The following is a 16,627-nucleotide window of genomic DNA, read 5'->3' as shown; positions in this document are numbered from 1 at the left end:
AAGATTGTCGTTACATCACTCAACTGCTCGTTGTTTATTGGTATAATTCAACGACAGGTTCTGCTTCATGAACGGAAACGTGAAAGCTGACTTCCCGTGAAAATGGGTATAAACCTGAAATGAGGCGTCGGGCTTCATCGCAGACTCCGTGTGGTTGAAACATCGTGTCAAATGTTCTCGTGCAACGACTAAATTTGCCCTAACTCTTACAAATATCCGATGCATTGGTATTGCAACTGCCTTCCGGTTCAGTACCTTCGAGGACGTGGTTCATCCAATCATTAAACGTTGTTCGTATGCTAAGAAACTATATCAAGATTACCAGTAGAAATCTTTTGAAGAATAAGTTATTTTCTTTGATTAATATTTTTGGACTTGCTCTTGGCATGAGCTGTAGTCTTTTGATCTGGTTGTGGATTCAAAATGAAAAAAGTATTGATAAATTTCATGCTAATGATGCACATTTATATGCTGTTGTAGAGAGGCAATTCTATGATGGAAAGGTTGAAGCAGGATACTTTACTCCTGCTCAGCTTCCGGAAGCATTAAAAACCACTTTCCCTGAGGTTAAATTTGCTACTGGAATGTCGGCAGCTGGCCTCAACACCTTTGAAGCCAACAATAAAGTTTTGAAACAAAGCGGCGCCTACGGTAGCCCGGATTTCTTTTCCGTATTTAGTTACCAACTTATCAAAGGTCAGCCTGAAACAGCAATAAAGAACCCTGGCGATATTATCATATCCCGCAAAATGGCTGAAAACTTTTTCGGCACGCCCGAAGCCGCAATGGGCCAGGTGATACGGTTTAATAATAAAAGAGATTTTAACATCTCTGCCATCTTTGAAAACTTACCTCCGAACAGCTCCATGAATTTCGATTACATTTTACATTGGGAAATTTTCATGGAGGAAACTTCATGGGCAAAAAATTGGAAGGCCAACGGTCCGGCTACTTACATTGTACTTCGCAGTGACGCAAATCCAATCGAATTTGAACTGAAGATCAAAGAATTTCTTGATCCATATCTTGATCAAAAAAACTTTGTAATCCGCTTATCGTTGCAGAAATACAGTGATATCTATCTCAATTCCAATTTTAAAAACGGAGAGAACACAGGAGGCCGAATACAATATGTTAGACTTTTTACCATTGTGGCAGCGCTAGTGTTGCTGATTGCCTGTATTAATTTCATGAATCTTACAACAGCAAATTCGATAAAAAGAGGAAAAGAAATCGGCGTGCGAAAAGTTATTGGGGCCCGTCAAAGCGGCTTAATTCGTCAATTCATGGGAGAAGCACTCTCGATCGTCGCACTATCATTTCTTGTCTCCCTGATGATTGTATCACTTTTGTTACCCATGTTCAATACGCTTACCCAAAAACAGATAGAACTTCCCTTTGATCAATATTCGTTCTGGGTAGGCATGCTCTTTCTGATTATTTTAACAGGCATCTTATCCGGCAGCTACCCAGCGCTTTACCTTTCGTCGTTCAAGCCCGTGACTGTTCTAAAAGGCATACCGAGATTCAGCAATAGCGCTTTATGGTTTCGTAAAACCTTGGTGGTTTTTCAATTCACGCTGTCAACAATACTGATCATCGGAACAATTGTTATCGCCCGACAAGTGGATTATATACATTCAGCAAATCTGGGGTACGATTGGGCGAATCTCATCATGGTGCCGCTAGAAGGCGACCTAAAATCAAAGTACGATCTTTTCAAGAAACAACTGACGACCCTGTCCGGAATTGAGCTGGTAAGCAGTATGTCAGACCCCCCAACGAATATTTTTAATAGAACAGGAGCTGTCAACTGGGAAGGAAAAGACGCAAATTCAAAGCCGCACTTTACGCAAATTCCAGTGGGTTTAGATTTCGCCAAAACCATGGGTGTACAAATGCTGCAGGGGCGTGATTTTTCTGATGGAGATTCTTCTGATTCTGTAAGCTATATTTTAAATGAAGCTGCGCTTCAAATTGTAGGCTTTGAAGATCCCATAGGAAAGCCGTTCAGGTTTTGGGGCAAGCAAGGGAAAATCGTAGGAATTATAAAAGATTTTCACATCAACTCCCTTCATCATGCCATCACCCCTACGCTGCTACACCTGGAGGAAAAACAACGATCAGGGTGGGCGCTGATAAGAACTGCGCCTGGCCAAACAAAAGAAGTGTTAGCCAGCGTTGAAGTCCTTCATAAAAAACTGAATCCGCAATTTCCGTTCACCTTCCAGTTTTTGGACGAGGAATACAAAAAGTTATACGGTAACGAACAGGTCGTTCAAACGCTTTCAAATACCTTTGCGTTCCTTGCGATTTTTATTTCCTGCATTGGTCTGTTAGGCCTTGCAATGTTTACAGCAGAGCAGCGTAACAAGGAAATTGGAATTCGTAAAGTGCTTGGCGCCAGCATGGCCTCTCTTTTTGGACTACTATCGAAAGAGTTGTTCATTCTTATTGCAATTTCATTAATGATCGCATCACCCCTGGCATGGTATCTCATGGAAAACTGGCTGCAGGCGTATGCATACCACATCGGAATAGGCTGGTGGATATTTCTACTGGCGGGGACCTTGACCGTTGCGATCGCTCTTATCCCACTAGGCATCCAAACCTTTAAAGTTCTTGTTGTAAATCCGATAAGTAGTTTGCGATCGGACTAGAGTAGTCTTTCGTTTATTTCAGTCTACTACCTGCAGAGAAATTCTTTGAACGACTGCATATTTCTAAACGAAACTACCGCAGTAGGAACAGGTTTAGAGGTGAACATCATAATAGCAGTTCCGCAACAGTCTAGCGGCGCCTGCACAAGACAGGAAGCTTGAGGCCAGTTCATTGCTCGGTTGCTCTTCATTAATCACTAATTCGGTGTATTTCTAAAGCTATCTCCGTCTGTGTAAAACAATGACGATTGACAAAAAAATCTCGTACTTTAATACTAATGTGTACCGCATACGCAATAATCCCTATTACCTACTTAACTGATAAAACTCATGAATACCAATCGCAGAAAATTCATTCAAAATGCCGGGCTAGGCGCAGCAGCACTTAGTGTTGGAGCTCCTTCCCTTGCTGCCGTAACACGAGAAAGTGCAGACAAAGACGGGCAGATATTATTTGTGGGCGACAATATTGCTGTCGCTAATACTGCTTACGGAAAAGTCAGGGGTTTTATTCTTCGGGGCATTAATACTTTTCTTGGAATACCTTATGGTGCAGATACTGCCGGAGCGAACCGTTTCATGCCGCCTCAAAAACCAAATCCGTGGGCCGAAGTGCTTCCGACAGTCTGGTGGGGAAACACGGCGCCTCAGAATATGGAAAGAAGGTATGCAAATGTTTATGCCTCTTTCGTGGATCACTGGAATTATGATGATGTTAGTGAAGACTGTCTTAAACTGAATGTGTGGACACCTGCTATCAACGACGGTAAAAAACGTCCTGTCATGGTTTGGTTGCACGGCGGCGGATACGCTAACGGTAACGCTATAGAACAAGATGGATATCATGGTGAAAATTTTTCCCGCAAGGGTGACGTGGTGTTCGTTTCCATAAACCACAGGCTTGGCCCTTTCGGTTATGCCCACTTTGGACAGGCAGGTGAAAAATTTGCAGCTTCAGGAAACGTGGGCATGTTGGATTGCGTTGCAGCCCTGGAGTGGATACGCGACAACATCACCAATTTTGGAGGTGACCCAGCCAATGTTACCATCATGGGACAATCCGGAGGAGGCGCTAAAGTATGTGTGCTTACTGCCATGCCTGCCGCAAAGGGATTATTTCACAAAGCCGTTGCATTAAGCGGATCATCCTTAAAGGCAGTGGAAAAAGGTAACGCAGAAAAGCTGGCATCATACATTCTTAAAGAAGCTGGCCTTACCTACAACGATATGGATAAGCTTCAGCAAATGCCATGGAAGCAATATCATGAATTTGCAACGCGTGCGCTAGTCAAATACAGGGAAGAAATGAAACTGCCGATGTTCGGCGGAGGTGGTGGCTTTGCTCCTGTTGTGGATGGAACGCACCTGCCGCAACATCCTTATAACGTTGATCCCGCTCCAACAGCATCAGAGGTACCAATGCTGATTTGTTCAACGTTCAATGAACAATCGCCTAGCCGGACCGATGCCTCTCTTGAAAAGATCGATATCAATGGCGTGAAAGAAAAATTAAAGGAACGTTTTGGCGATAAGACGGGATCCATCGTGGATGCTTATGCAAAAGCCTTCCCTGACAAACGTCCCATCGAAATATGGTCCATGATTGCCAGTAACCGCCAGAATGCAATCGCGCTCGCAGACGCGAAATCAAAACAGTCAGCCGGCGTTTATCTGGCATGGTTTGGCTGGCAGCCTCCCATGTTTGATAACCGCATGCGCGCATTCCACTGCGTAGATATCTGCTTCTGGTTTTATAATACAGACTTGATGCTTACCCACACGGGCGGCGGCGCCAGGCCGCGGAAGCTTTCAACCAAAATGAGTGATGCGCTTCTTAATTTTATGCGTACTGGCAATCCGAATGGCGGATCATTACCAAAGTGGCCATCGTACACCAGTGCCAACGGAGAGACTATGATACTGGATGACAACTGCGTCGTGAAGAATGATCCGGACCGTGAGGCACGTAAGGCTTTTGTTTGATGTATATATTAAAACGCTCTGAGGGTATCTTATATTAGATACCCTCTTTTTTTGCAGATGGTCCTGGTCATGTACCGCATCAATACATCGGTATAGCCAGCTATTTAATTACCAAATGACCAGAATATTTTATTGCTTAAGTCCTGTCTCCATATTGCCTGATTCAATCCGAACGTATCACTAACATACGGCAAAGATGAAATTTATTGTATAACGGTTAAGTTCATTATACATTGCGCCGGTATAGTTCAGAAACTTAGATCATTGAATATCTGAATATCTTATCTTGCGCAATGGTCAATTCGTTAACATACCTGTCTTAATCAAATAAAAAAAGTTATTTTTCATTCCCGTTTCCAAACCCAAAGGACCTATGAGCCGGACAATAACAACGAACGTTATCGGCAGCGCTTTGCTTGCCATCATTGCATTTGCGACGACAGAATGTACGTCACCTTCTGCGCCTGAATGGCAAAAGAAAAATAAAGAACTGATTAGTAAACACAATTTGACGGTACGGGATCTTCCGGGTCTTCCCGAAAATGATATTGAGTCAAACCTCGAAAGCGGAAAAGTAAAAAATCTTGATACGGTGGAGCGCATTGAGTTGCATCCGGGCGTTAATGCCAGAATATTCTGGGGAAGCGGTGGAATGGCCAGTATTCTCCAACTGAAACCCAATTCAAACATCCCGGAAGAAGTATTGCCCGCTGAAAAGTTTGTTTTTGTCCTTGAAGGATCTGTCGTTCAGCTTATCGATGGAACAGCCCTAACACTGACCTCAAAGGAAAGAGAGAATCCAGACGGCATCCATAGCGGGACGCCGAGAACTGACTTTGTTTACCTGGAAAAAGGCAGCAAAAGTGCCGTGACTGCAGGGCCATCGGGTGCAAAACTGTTGGAGGTTTACAGTCCACTACGGTTGGACTATTTGCAAAAGGCGGGAGTAACAAACCTTCCACGTGACATAGCCGATGTGGCAACTGCGCTCACCCCTAATGTTGAACCAAACAAAGTTTATGATTTGTATGATATTCAGCTTACAGCACTTGCCCCAGGCGCGCATTCAAGATTGGTTTCAGGAAAGAATATCCAGCTCAGTTTTATAACGATGGATCCAGGATCAAATTTTCCACATCATATTCATCCAGAAGAGCAAATGATGCTGGTATTGCGCGGAGACTGTAAGGAGACTCTTTTGGAAGACGAAACCGACATGAAAAAAAATGATATGGTGCGTATTCCGGCAAACATGGTCCACGCTGCAAAGATCGGAGAAGTCGGATGCGATGTACTGGATATTTTCTGGCCTGCAAGAGCAGATTATTTGGAAAAGGAAAACACGACCATGGCAGCATATCATGCTATTATTCCAGATGACGCCAAACTGGAACTGGTTATCGATGGCAAGAAAACGAAACCTGAATTATATTTTAGCGAAGGCCCAAAATGGCTGAATGGCAAAGTATATTTTTCAAACATGTTCTTCGATCAGAATTTTGGCGCCAACCCCAAGAAGAGCTCTATTGTAGAGCTCAATCCCGATGGCAGTTATAAAAATATTACTGAAGGTAAAATGCAGGCAAACGGACTTTACCCTTATAAAAATGGCCACTTGCTGGTCTGCGATATGATGGGACACCGGGTAGTCGAAATGACAACGAGCGGGGAAGTAGTAAAGGTAATCGCCGACAAATACAACGACAAGCCTATTGACGGCCCTAATGATGTGATCGCAGATGCTAAAGGTGGCGTTTACTTCACTGACCCGCAGTTTACTATGGAAGCGGAAAAATTTCAGCCCGGGCGTGCTGTATATTATGTTTCGCCTGACGGCAAAGTGACAAGACTCGTAGAGCCCAATGAATTTGCCATGCCTAATGGAATCGTACTATCGCCGGATGGCAAAACACTTTACATCAATAATTGCTACGATGATGAGTCATGGTACCCTGTTAAGAGTGAAAAAGATAATTATGTTTGGGCCTATGATGTAAACCCCGATGGCACTATCAGCAATGGTCGCAAGTTTGCGAAATTATTTCTAACTGGAAACGTACTTGATAGAAAGGGGAAGTCTTCCAGCGCCGATGGCATGGCTATCGATAAAACAGGTAACCTTTACGTTGCTACGTATTATGGCGTGCAGATTTTCAATACTAAGGGCGAATACGTGGGCATGATCAATCTACCTTCATTCCCTGTGAGCCTCTGTTTTGGAGATGCTGATATGAAAACGCTTTATATCGTGAGTTATAGTAAGGTGTATAAGATCCGAACAAACATGGAAGGCTTTGTGCAGTATTTGTAGGACGAGAGGGTTGCAGGATAGATACTGCAAGGAAACCTGGTGCCTGCGAATAATTAATCACGCAAGGCGCAAAGTTTTTTTTAATGTTATCCTTTTGCTTGGTCGTTGAAGAGACTTACCACGTCCTTTTGCTCATCACCTTTTCCAATTCTTCCCGGGTCATTTTACCTAACTCGGGATGTTTTTCAAGCCATTTTAAAAAATCGGTTTTCATCACATCGGTCCACTGACTATCGATTTCTCCGGTGCTGTATTTTCCCGTGCGTACCATCTCAAAACCGAATTGATCTTTTCGTATCACAAACTCCGATGTTGTTACGACTTGCTCTGCCATGTGCGCCGGTACAAAAAGGACACCTTCGCTTGTGGCTATAACAAGATCTCCCGGAAGCACCAAAGCCGTTCCAATACGAATGGGAGTATTGAGGCCCATCAAAACCATTTCCTCTACGAAGGAAGGATGAAAATCACGAACAAAAGCATTGAACCCTTTGATGTTTCCTATCTCCGTCAAATCCCTTGCGGCGCCGTTGAACACAACACCATTACCGGATTTACTGTAAATCGAGTTGGCTAAGGTAGCTCCCATGATACTGCCGCCGCTAATTTTTCCATACGCATCAGCAACATATAAGTCGCCTTTCACAAGTACATCGATCGGCCAGGAATTGGTATTTCCTTTTCGTCCTTCTTTGGCACCGCGGGCCTTAATATTTTTTTCTACATCGGGACGGCTGGGCAAATACATCGCCGTTAAGGCTCGCCCTGTCATTGGCGTATTGTTAACTGTTTTCCATCCACCTTCGAATTGATTTAAGTAGCCTTCATTCTTCAACACGGTCCACGCATCGTCGATCATGATATGCTTTGCTCTCTCCAACAAGTTGTCTGGAATTTTTGGTCTGCCGTCTGCAAATCGTTCTCCTTTCCATTCCGAGGTAAGAAAAATCAATTCATCCTTCGAGATGGTTTGTGCTAACAACAAATTTTCACAGGAGATGCTGCTTAACAAGAGCAACAGAATAGCAAATTTTAGTTTCATGGATGCATCAATTTTAAAATAGTTATATAGGCTCTAAGTTATCAAATCTACTGTTCACTTGGTTACATAAATGGTCATCGCTGATCGTCATCACCCATCACATCGTAACCACGCCATTTATATTCCTTCGCCAGCGCAGTAGCACTTGGCCATGCAATCTGGTGTTGACTGCTGGCTACCCACTTCCGGCGGTTTTCTTCCGTGTCAAACGAAATCTGAATTTGGTAATTATAGGTGGTAGGCTCAGCTTCTATCGTTTTAGAAATGTCAGCCGAAAAGAGGCGCAAAAGTTTTGAACCGAGATAGCCCTGCTGCACTGTCATGGCGGGCACATAAATAGAATAATACATTTTCTCAAAAGCATCAGCATTTTCTTTGGCAACAACAAAGTCCATTTGCAATGCCATGGCTTTTGGTTTCGTCAACGGCTTGGCTAGCATAAGACCTTTTTCTTTTGACGGAGCTATACCAATCACCAATACTTCAAGGTCTTCGTTTCCAGCATTCGACAGTGCTACCTTCTCACCCAAACCACCAAAGAAAGTGTCATCCGCTTTAACGCTCATCTTTGCTTCATTAACTGCAACTTCGCCTGACCCTTTTATCACATAATAAACTTCTTCGACACCTTCCAACTGACGGGGGGGAACAGCACTACCGGCTGGAATTACAACGTGATCAACATGCGCCCAATCAGTGCTGAAGACTTCAGGGCCCAGCATGCGACGATAAAGCACACCCTTGCCACCATAAGCGGCATCATTTGCTTTGAGTTTATCACGTTCCAAGCGAGCCGAAACAAACACAGGCGTAGGATCGGTTTTCACACCTACTCTTGCATCACCAAGATCAAAAGCATCTCCGCGACCTTTGTTTACGCTTACCGCAAAATTGAGCCAGCGAAGCCTTTCCCCGGAGGGATTGTAAATGGCATGCGCATCGCCCATCTTGCAGGGAACAATCGCCGGCGCCTTTATCGTTGACGTGCGTCCATTAATTGTGAATTCTGCCGCACCATTGAGGAGCACATACATCTCTTCAATATTATGATGAAAATGATGACCAATACCTGACTTAGGATGAATCACCCCCGCGTGCAGGTAAAGAAAGTTTGTTGACAACTCATTGCGGCCAATCAATTGGGTGAATTCCATTTTTCCTGCACCGGCATGCACAGCAGATAGCTCTTTGTATTTAGCCGGATCGTTGTGTACAACACGATCTTTGACAGACTGAGCAATGGCGTTCATGGCTATGATCATCAGGAATAATACAAACAATCGTTTCATAAGGGTCAGCTTGGGTTTTTATTACTTCTCGAAATGTATCACTTGTTTTAAAAAATGTCCTCCGCTTATAAATTAAAAAACACAAAAATAGTTTAACTACCTCTCATCCATTGCAACGCCCGTGCCCTGTAGATCACTTAGCATCTGGAAGTGAATACACGACATAACCTCTCGGCAAAGCTCCCTCCTTTTTAGAATGATCATAGCTGTCTTTCATAAAATTAGATGTTGCATTGATCACCAGGTATTGTTTTCCATTGAGCGTGTACATAATGGGTTGTGCGTTGGTTTCGTGACTCAGCGTCGTTTCCCATAAAATATTACCGTTGTCTGCATCAAATGCATACACCTTCCCTCCTTTGGCTGTGGCAAATACAACGCCCGTTGACGTAACAACCATGCCTTTTCTTTGTGTACCATTCGGAGCACCTTTGGTCTTGTCGCCTTGAACATATAATGAGTCTTCGCCGATGGGTTTTCGCCATTTAATGGTTCCATTGTTCAAGTCATACGCCAGAATGGAAGACCATGGCGGCGATAATAAACCTGGCCATTCAAGTCCGTAGTCGGTGGTATAACGATCTGCAGGATGCTGCACACCTTCCGGATAATCCAACATCGGCGCGTTTCGTTTGGCATCAGGCCTGATTTTCGCCCCACCTGATGCGACTACCGGGCCCTCCGGTGTTGTGTTGTCCCCGCCTCTTCTGCCGAAATTAAAACTAATGGGATTACCTCCCAAATAGCGGTACAATGCTTTTAACGTTTCCTCATCAACATGAGTAAACCCAGGCATTTGTCCGCTGCCATTAGTGACGATGCTTTTAAATTCGCTGTAAAAAATACGCTGCCCTACATTCACGAGTGATGGACCAACGCCGCCGGCCATATTTTCACCATGGCACGTCTGACAGTTGCCAGTATAAAATGATTTTACTTTTTTAACGTCATTTTCAGATAGGTCAATTTTCGGTGGTCCTACTTTCTCCAGCTTGTAAACCGATGCATATTCCTGCGTCTGTATGTACATGATGCCGTTTTCAGGATCTGCCGCTGTATTTCCAAAATTGGCACCACCCAAAGCACCGGGCATCATGATGGTCTCATACTGATCTGAAGGCGGGACATATAATCCTGATTTCGCAGACTCCAGTCTTTTGTACCATTGTTGTTTGATGCTGTCGGGGAAATAAGGATTCAATGTCTCCTTCGTTACTTCGTGCCTGGTAAAACTTGGAAGCGAAGATATCGGTTGCGTAGGCCACGATACTTCTTCCGGCATTTCACTTTTAGGAAAAGGTTTTTCATCGATGGGAAATATCGGCTCACCGGTTACCCTGTCGAATACAAATACGAAACCATGTTTAGTAGCGATCGCCACGGCATCAATATTTTTTCCATTTCGATTTACCGTTAACAACTGTGGCGCTGGGGAAAGATCATAGTCCCAGATATCATGATGAACAGTTTGAAAATGCCACAACCGTTTACCAGTACGGGCGTCCAATGCTACAAGGGAGTTGCCAAACAGGTTGCTTCCTTTGCGATCACCGCCATAATAATCGTAAGTCGGAGATCCCAGCGGCAAATAAGCAATCCCTCTTTCGGGATCTACTGAAATTTCACTCCACACATTCACGCCACCCACATATTTGTAAGCATCTTTTGGCCATGTATCATAACCAAATTCTCCTGGATGAGGAATGGTATGAAAGGTCCATTCCAGTTTGCCGGTAACAACATTGTAGGCCCTCACATAGCCTGGGGGTGAGAAATAACTTTCACCCGGTGCAGAACCCATGATAACGAGATCATCATATATAACGCCAGGCATCATGGCTTGCATTCTCCGGATGGACGAAGGATCCCGGTCGAGGCCCTGACGCATGTCCACATACCCGCTGTCGCCAAAAGTGAGGATGGATTTTCCGGTGACAGCATCAATAGCCTGCAAGGAATTATTGAGGGTAAAAATCAGGCGTTTGTCTTTTTTGTCTTTGCTTTCCCAGTAGTTGATACCCCTTCTTGTCATTCCAGTAAGATTCGCGTGAATCCAGATTTCCTTTCCGGTAACTACGTTTACAGCAATGAGCGAAGAATTTTTTCCCAATACATACATCGTTGTATCCACCACTATGGGACTAAAGAAGTAAGGAAAGTTATCACCGGAAGGATAAGTCCACGCTACCGCCATTTGTCCCACGTTTTGCTTGGTGATCTGGGAGGCTTGAAAATATTTAGATTGGTCTGCACTTCCTCCATAGTGGGTCCATGTTGTATGATCCTTATTGGATGTGCGGTTATCACAGCCTACGTAAACAACCAGGGAAAATAACGAAACAAAAGTAATGATGGTTCTGCTAGTCAGCTTGTGAATGTAGATAGTCGGCATGAAAATACTTTTCAATGACAAGTATACAAACTAAGGCTGGGATCTCGATTAATGACTATGCAACAGGTTGAGATTTAGGAAGACTGGACAAAAAAACTGAAAAGAGCAGGAAAAATTGGTTTGATTGGGTACCCACAAGTGGAGGGATGCGGCGTTGGGGGAATCGACGACTAAAAGTCTACGAATTAATTCTGTTAAATTTAATTGTATACGTATATGCATCAAAAGTCTCACCTAGGATTTCAATCCTCTGGTGTGCCATCTTCTTGCACTTGCTTATATTCAATAGTAATAACGATGTCATCGGGTGTCTTGTTTTCACCTTTGTAGAAATTGTGCATGCCCAACATGTAAGCGACAATGAGTGCCCATAGTTGTCTTCTCAGATATTTTATCAATTGATAGAAGAGAGACTTCATGGTTATTGTCTTTGTTTGAACTATAGTTGGATTCGCTACCAATTAATAATCCAATTTTATTCTATGTCAGTCTGTCATTGCAGAGAATTAACAGAGTAAAATTAATGCCGTTTCGTGCTGCATCCACCATCTCTTTAATCTTTCTCAATCCTAAAAAGTCCTGGTTCGCAGCTTGATTTGAACGAGATCCTGCTCGGGTTCAAACCTACACACTTCCGCTGCTCAGGATATCGTTTCATAGAGGGCGTGAAGAAAGGCTGAATTCAGCGATCTGCATTTTGGTTGAAGAATTAACAGAGTAAAATTAATACTCCGTCATGCTGCATCTACGATCCCTTTAATCTTCTCAATCCTAAAAATCAAAGTCTCCACTTTGATTAAACTGGATCCCTTTCGACATGTCAACGACTATATGAAACCTCTCTCAGTTTAGTCTCTTCAAGATCAACAAGTGAGAGGTATTTCCTGACTAATTCCTCATCGTATTCTTGTTGATGATTGAGTTCATGAAGCGCTTTTCTTTGTTCATTCAATATGGCAAGGTAAATATCCTGGTATTCGACGAGCACACTGCGACTCACACTGTTGAAGTCATCAACATCTTTTTGAAATACAGTTAAGTCGGTTCGAAGCTTTGATGACAAATTTCTTAAATGATCATTCAATTCTTGTTCCTTACCATGTGCTTGTTCAAGAAATCGCAGTGAAGTTTCAGCGATCGTTTTCCTAATACTCAATTCATGTTCTTGCTCACGAATCGCAGACTTATCTTCTATGTTTATTTTTTTAATGATCCACGGAAGCGTTAAGCCTTGAAGAACCAACGTCACCAGGATCACGACGAAAGTGATAACCAGGATCAGGTTCCGGTAGGGAAAGGGGTGGCCTGGTTGAATGAGCACCGGGATAGACAAAGCTGCTGCGAGAGAAACAACGCCACGCATGCCCGACCATCCGAAAACAAAAGGTATTTTCCACCCCGGATTTCGATCGGCCACGGTAATGAAGCGTCCAATGAACCGCGTAAAAAGTCCTGCGCCAAAGGCAGAGCACAATCTCGTAACAATGAGAACCAGCGAGATCACTACTCCATACCAGATTGCCTGGCCAAGACTTACCTCTTCAACCTGGTTGGTAATGTAGGGTAACTCAAGGCCTATCAGCATAAACACAACACCGTTGAGCATGAATCCAACAGTAGACCATACGTTTGATCCTTGCACTCGTCCCTGGTAAGAGAGCATCTTATCACGTTTATTGGAAAGCAAAAGTCCTCCGGCAACGACAGCCAGAACACCCGAGAAATGGAATCGCTCGGCAAAATAATACATACAATAAGGTGCTAAGAAACTTAGAATGATTTCTATGCTTGGTGTTGTGGGTAACCAACGGTAAATACCATAGAAGATCAATCCAATAGCCAGTCCGATAAGCGTTCCCATAATAATTACGAGAAAGAAATCACCCACTGCCTCGGTGAAATAAAACTGTCCTGTTACTACCGCCGCCAGTGCAAATCGGAAGACGATGAGTGCAGAGGCATCATTGAGCAGGCTCTCTCCTTCGGCTACACTGACCAAAATTTTGGGCGCCTTCACTTGGCGCATGATGGTCGTAGCAGATATGGCATCGGGTGGAGATACAATACCACCTAAAAGAAATCCCAAGGCAAGTGTAAATCCCGGAATCAATGCTGTTGATGCAAAGGCGACGACACAAGACGTGATGATCACAATCGGAAAGGCGAAGCTTGTGATAACGCGCCTCCATTTCCAGAATTCTTTCCATGATGTCTGCCATGCAGCATCATAAAGTAAGGGAGGAAGAAAAATGAAGAAAATCAATTCCGGGTCAATCGTGATATTCGAAAAGAACTTTGTAAAACTTAGGGCTAATCCTCCCAACACGAGTACAATCGGGTAGGCAATCTTTAATTTATTCGCCAGCATCACCAGCGCTATGATGATAAAAATAAGATATACGTATTCAATGAAAATGACCTGCATAATGGATAGCAATTTGTAAAAGTAAAAAAAGCAATTGGGCCGACAATACGCGAGGAATGTTGTCTCAAGGTTACTTTTTCAGCGGGTTGTTAAATACACACAATTGCAATCAAAGAAGGGATTTACGGCGTTTGTCGAATGATACAGTGCAGGAGGATCGGTTTATACCAATATTTACCAATTGGCAAGATGAAGCGGAATACTTAGCAACGGTTAATGTAGTAATAACCAGTGATTAATACTCATACCTCCACACTTGATTACTAAATATGTGCGAGTTGGGAATGGTCCCCCCTACCAGATAGCCAAAGGACTGTATAGAAAACATAGTCATTCCTCCATTATACTCATAAGTCAATGACGACATCTGTTGCCATTTATCACCGGCAGGATCATATTCAAAAAGTTGGAGTGTCTTACTGTTTTCCGAAGAAATACTTTGGATAAATGGCTTATCATTGATCGTTACAGCATTTGCTGTCTGGCTGCTGAACACGAAAGAAGGAAAAGGAACTGGGGTCTTTTCTTTCCAGGTATCAATCTTTGGATCATACTCCAAAAATTCATTTAAGGTATCAATATTGTAATAACCGTATGCTAAGTACCCATGTTGAGAGGTAGCGCACGCCAGGCTAAAATATCTAGCCCCAAATAGCAGGTCAGCCAGTTGTGTCCAAGCATCAGTAACCGGGTCGTATTCCCACGCGTCGTTGTAGTAAGTAGGACCAATTTTTTCCCGACCACAGGTCACGTACATTTTTCCACCAATAGTAAAGGTACTGGTTGAAGATCGATAGCCGCCAGGAAAATCCGCCTTTCTTGTCCATGTATCATTGAAGGGATCATACATCCAAAATTGAACAGTAGATTGTGTAAAAACATACGCTTTGGTATCTATTACTGAAATTTTCATGATTGCAAATATCCCTGGCACATCATTTTTTCTTGTCCACTCATCACTGTCCGGATTGTATTCCCAAACATCTCGATATGATGTATAATGATTGTATTGGTTCGACGAATATCCTCCAACAAGATAACCTTTTCCATTAATCGTAAATGACTGTGCTTCAAATCTCGCCTCACCTGGAAAATCACTCATTCTTGTCCATACATTCTTTCTCGCGCTAGAATCCACTTCAGAATCAGAACAGCCAGGCAAAATCAATGCTAACGAAAGGGCGAGAACAAGCGAAATTTGGCATACACCTTCTTCTCTACTAAAAAGAAAACTAAAATCATATTTCATAACGGCCTGTCTATGCTAACTTTAAGTGTTCTCAATGTTAATGAATGCAGCAGCTTCATCCAATGATTTAAATCATGAATGGAATAATCAGAATATGATATATGTTATGTTCCAAGAATTACGTGCACGGCGGTTGATATCAGAAACTATAACCATTAGCTTTGCTGCTCATTATCTTACCTCCTGCCCTGCCTTTATCTCGTCGCTCCCTTTTTTTAACAACGTGTCGTTTTCAGCTAACGCACCAAATACTTCCACCATCCCATTTGCTTCCAATCCTTTTTTCACTGGAACGTATGCAGCTTTTCCATTTACAATTTTTATCACGTAGACGCCTTCTGCTGCATTTACAACCGTGCTTTTAGGAACGATGAAGGAATTGCTGGAAGAATGAAGCGTTGTACTAACATCCGCCACCGTACCAGCCAGCAGCTTACCATCGCTGTTTTCAATATCTGCTTCCGCCCGTTGAGAACGAAGCCGAAGGTCAAGGGCACCTGAAAGCCTTGTCAACTTCGCTTTGAAATTTTCCGAGGGCATCGATCGCACTTTGAATGCCACCTCATCACCTTGCTTGAAATAACCAGAATAACTTTCCGGAATCGAGATGACCAATCGGAGTTTGGCCTGCTGCTGAAGTGTAAGCGCCGGGAGCTCAGATCCTTTGCCGCTAGGCCCAACATACGCCCCTACATTTACATTTCGCGCGGTGATTGTTCCGTCAAAGGGTGCCCGAATGACCAGGTAGTTTTTAATATCCGTGACTTCTCTGAAACTGGCGCGTGCAGCCTCAAGGTTAGCATAGTCGGCGCTTTTCTTCGCCTCTGCTTGTTCAAGATCATTTTGTGAGATCGTTCCCGGTGTCTTGCTGGTTTCTACAAGGCGGTTATAATTAGCCTGACTTGCGGTAAACAATGCCTCCTGAGATTTCAGTCTTGATTGTGCTGCCGAAAGTTGTGACATCATCTCCGGTGCCTCTAAGGTAATCAACACCTGGCCCATCTTTACTTTTGAGCCGATATCAACTTTCAATTCCTTCACAAATCCTGTCACCTTAGCATAAAGGTCAACCTGTTGGTATGCCATAAGCTCGCCGGGAATCGTCAAGGTAGTTTCTAATGTGTCTTTTTTCAGTATGATCTTTTCTGAGGCAGCGTCCGCGGGCTTGGTATCAGATTTTGATTCATCCGTCGCCGGAGAATTATTGCAGCTGCTGGTGACAATGCTCAACAGCATAATAAAAAATAAAGATGGGCTTACAATTTTTAACATATCA

10 protein-coding genes are annotated in these 16,627 nt (G+C 43.4%); 3 read left to right on the top strand and 7 right to left on the bottom strand.

The genetic code is table 11. The features are described 5' to 3' along the window. Positions 1 to 296 precede the first annotated feature (296 nt). The 3 genes from P2W71_RS13030 (at position 297) to P2W71_RS13020 (ending at position 6,954) form a co-directional block, all read left to right on the top strand. Complete coding sequence (locus P2W71_RS13030) at positions 297 to 2,660, top strand: ABC transporter permease (RefSeq protein WP_276371677.1); 2,364 nt, start codon at positions 297 to 299, stop codon at positions 2,658 to 2,660. Positions 2,661 to 2,990: 330 nt separating this feature from the next. Beyond that, positions 2,991 to 4,643 (top strand): carboxylesterase family protein, encoded by a 1,653-nt coding sequence (locus P2W71_RS13025; RefSeq protein WP_276371676.1) that lies wholly within the window; start codon positions 2,991 to 2,993, stop codon positions 4,641 to 4,643. A 373-nt stretch (positions 4,644 to 5,016) separates the two neighbouring features. Next, complete coding sequence (locus P2W71_RS13020; protein ID WP_276371675.1) at positions 5,017 to 6,954, top strand: SMP-30/gluconolactonase/LRE family protein; 1,938 nt, start codon at positions 5,017 to 5,019, stop codon at positions 6,952 to 6,954. Between the two features lie 115 nt (positions 6,955 to 7,069). Here the strand turns inward: P2W71_RS13020 and P2W71_RS13015 are convergent, their stop codons facing one another. From P2W71_RS13015 to P2W71_RS12985, 7 genes are all read right to left on the bottom strand, one after another. Further along, positions 7,070 to 7,996 (bottom strand): RraA family protein, encoded by a 927-nt coding sequence (locus tag P2W71_RS13015; RefSeq protein WP_276371674.1) that lies wholly within the window; start codon positions 7,994 to 7,996, stop codon positions 7,070 to 7,072. Positions 7,997 to 8,070: 74 nt separating this feature from the next. Beyond that, a complete protein-coding gene (locus tag P2W71_RS13010) occupies positions 8,071 to 9,285 on the bottom strand; it encodes a cupin domain-containing protein (protein ID WP_276371673.1) in 1,215 nt (404 codons plus the stop codon). A gap of 133 nt (positions 9,286 to 9,418) precedes the next feature. Beyond that, positions 9,419 to 11,677: a PQQ-binding-like beta-propeller repeat protein gene (locus tag P2W71_RS13005; protein WP_276371672.1), complete on the bottom strand. Its 2,259-nt coding sequence runs from the start codon at positions 11,675 to 11,677 to the stop codon at positions 9,419 to 9,421. A gap of 242 nt (positions 11,678 to 11,919) precedes the next feature. Then, entirely contained in the window at positions 11,920 to 12,096 is a 177-nt protein-coding gene (locus tag P2W71_RS13000; RefSeq protein ID WP_276371671.1) for a hypothetical protein, read from the bottom strand. A gap of 401 nt (positions 12,097 to 12,497) precedes the next feature. Next, the gene (locus tag P2W71_RS12995) at positions 12,498 to 14,102 is read right to left on the bottom strand and encodes a Na+/H+ antiporter (protein WP_276371670.1); all 1,605 of its coding nucleotides are present in this window, start codon (positions 14,100 to 14,102) and stop codon (positions 12,498 to 12,500) included. Positions 14,103 to 14,337: 235 nt separating this feature from the next. Then, positions 14,338 to 15,351, bottom strand: coding sequence for a kelch repeat-containing protein (locus P2W71_RS12990; RefSeq protein WP_276371669.1), 1,014 nt, complete (start codon positions 15,349 to 15,351; stop codon positions 14,338 to 14,340). 171 nt (positions 15,352 to 15,522) lie between these two features. Continuing rightward, complete coding sequence (locus P2W71_RS12985) at positions 15,523 to 16,623, bottom strand: efflux RND transporter periplasmic adaptor subunit (protein ID WP_276371668.1); 1,101 nt, start codon at positions 16,621 to 16,623, stop codon at positions 15,523 to 15,525. Positions 16,624 to 16,627: the final 4 nt, after the last annotated feature.

This window comes from Chryseolinea sp. H1M3-3 (genome assembly GCF_029360725.1).
Classification (GTDB): Bacteria; Bacteroidota; Bacteroidia; order Cytophagales; family Cyclobacteriaceae; genus Chryseolinea.
This window is presented reverse-complemented; position numbering and strand designations above follow the sequence as displayed.

Excerpts from the sequence above, each read along its gene's own strand:
- P2W71_RS13030 (WP_276371677.1), top strand. The coding sequence starts at position 297 with ATGCTAAGAAACTATATCAAGATTACCAGTAGAAATCTTTTGAAGAAT.
- P2W71_RS13025 (WP_276371676.1), top strand. The coding sequence starts at position 2,991 with ATGAATACCAATCGCAGAAAATTCATTCAAAATGCCGGGCTAGGCGCA.
- P2W71_RS13020 (WP_276371675.1), top strand. The coding sequence starts at position 5,017 with ATGAGCCGGACAATAACAACGAACGTTATCGGCAGCGCTTTGCTTGCC.
- P2W71_RS13015 (WP_276371674.1), bottom strand. The coding sequence starts at position 7,996 with ATGAAACTAAAATTTGCTATTCTGTTGCTCTTGTTAAGCAGCATCTCC.
- P2W71_RS13010 (WP_276371673.1), bottom strand. The coding sequence starts at position 9,285 with ATGAAACGATTGTTTGTATTATTCCTGATGATCATAGCCATGAACGCC.
- P2W71_RS13005 (WP_276371672.1), bottom strand. The coding sequence starts at position 11,677 with ATGCCGACTATCTACATTCACAAGCTGACTAGCAGAACCATCATTACT.
- P2W71_RS13000 (WP_276371671.1), bottom strand. The coding sequence starts at position 12,096 with ATGAAGTCTCTCTTCTATCAATTGATAAAATATCTGAGAAGACAACTA.
- P2W71_RS12995 (WP_276371670.1), bottom strand. The coding sequence starts at position 14,102 with ATGCAGGTCATTTTCATTGAATACGTATATCTTATTTTTATCATCATA.
- P2W71_RS12990 (WP_276371669.1), bottom strand. The coding sequence starts at position 15,351 with ATGAAATATGATTTTAGTTTTCTTTTTAGTAGAGAAGAAGGTGTATGC.
- P2W71_RS12985 (WP_276371668.1), bottom strand. The coding sequence starts at position 16,623 with ATGTTAAAAATTGTAAGCCCATCTTTATTTTTTATTATGCTGTTGAGC.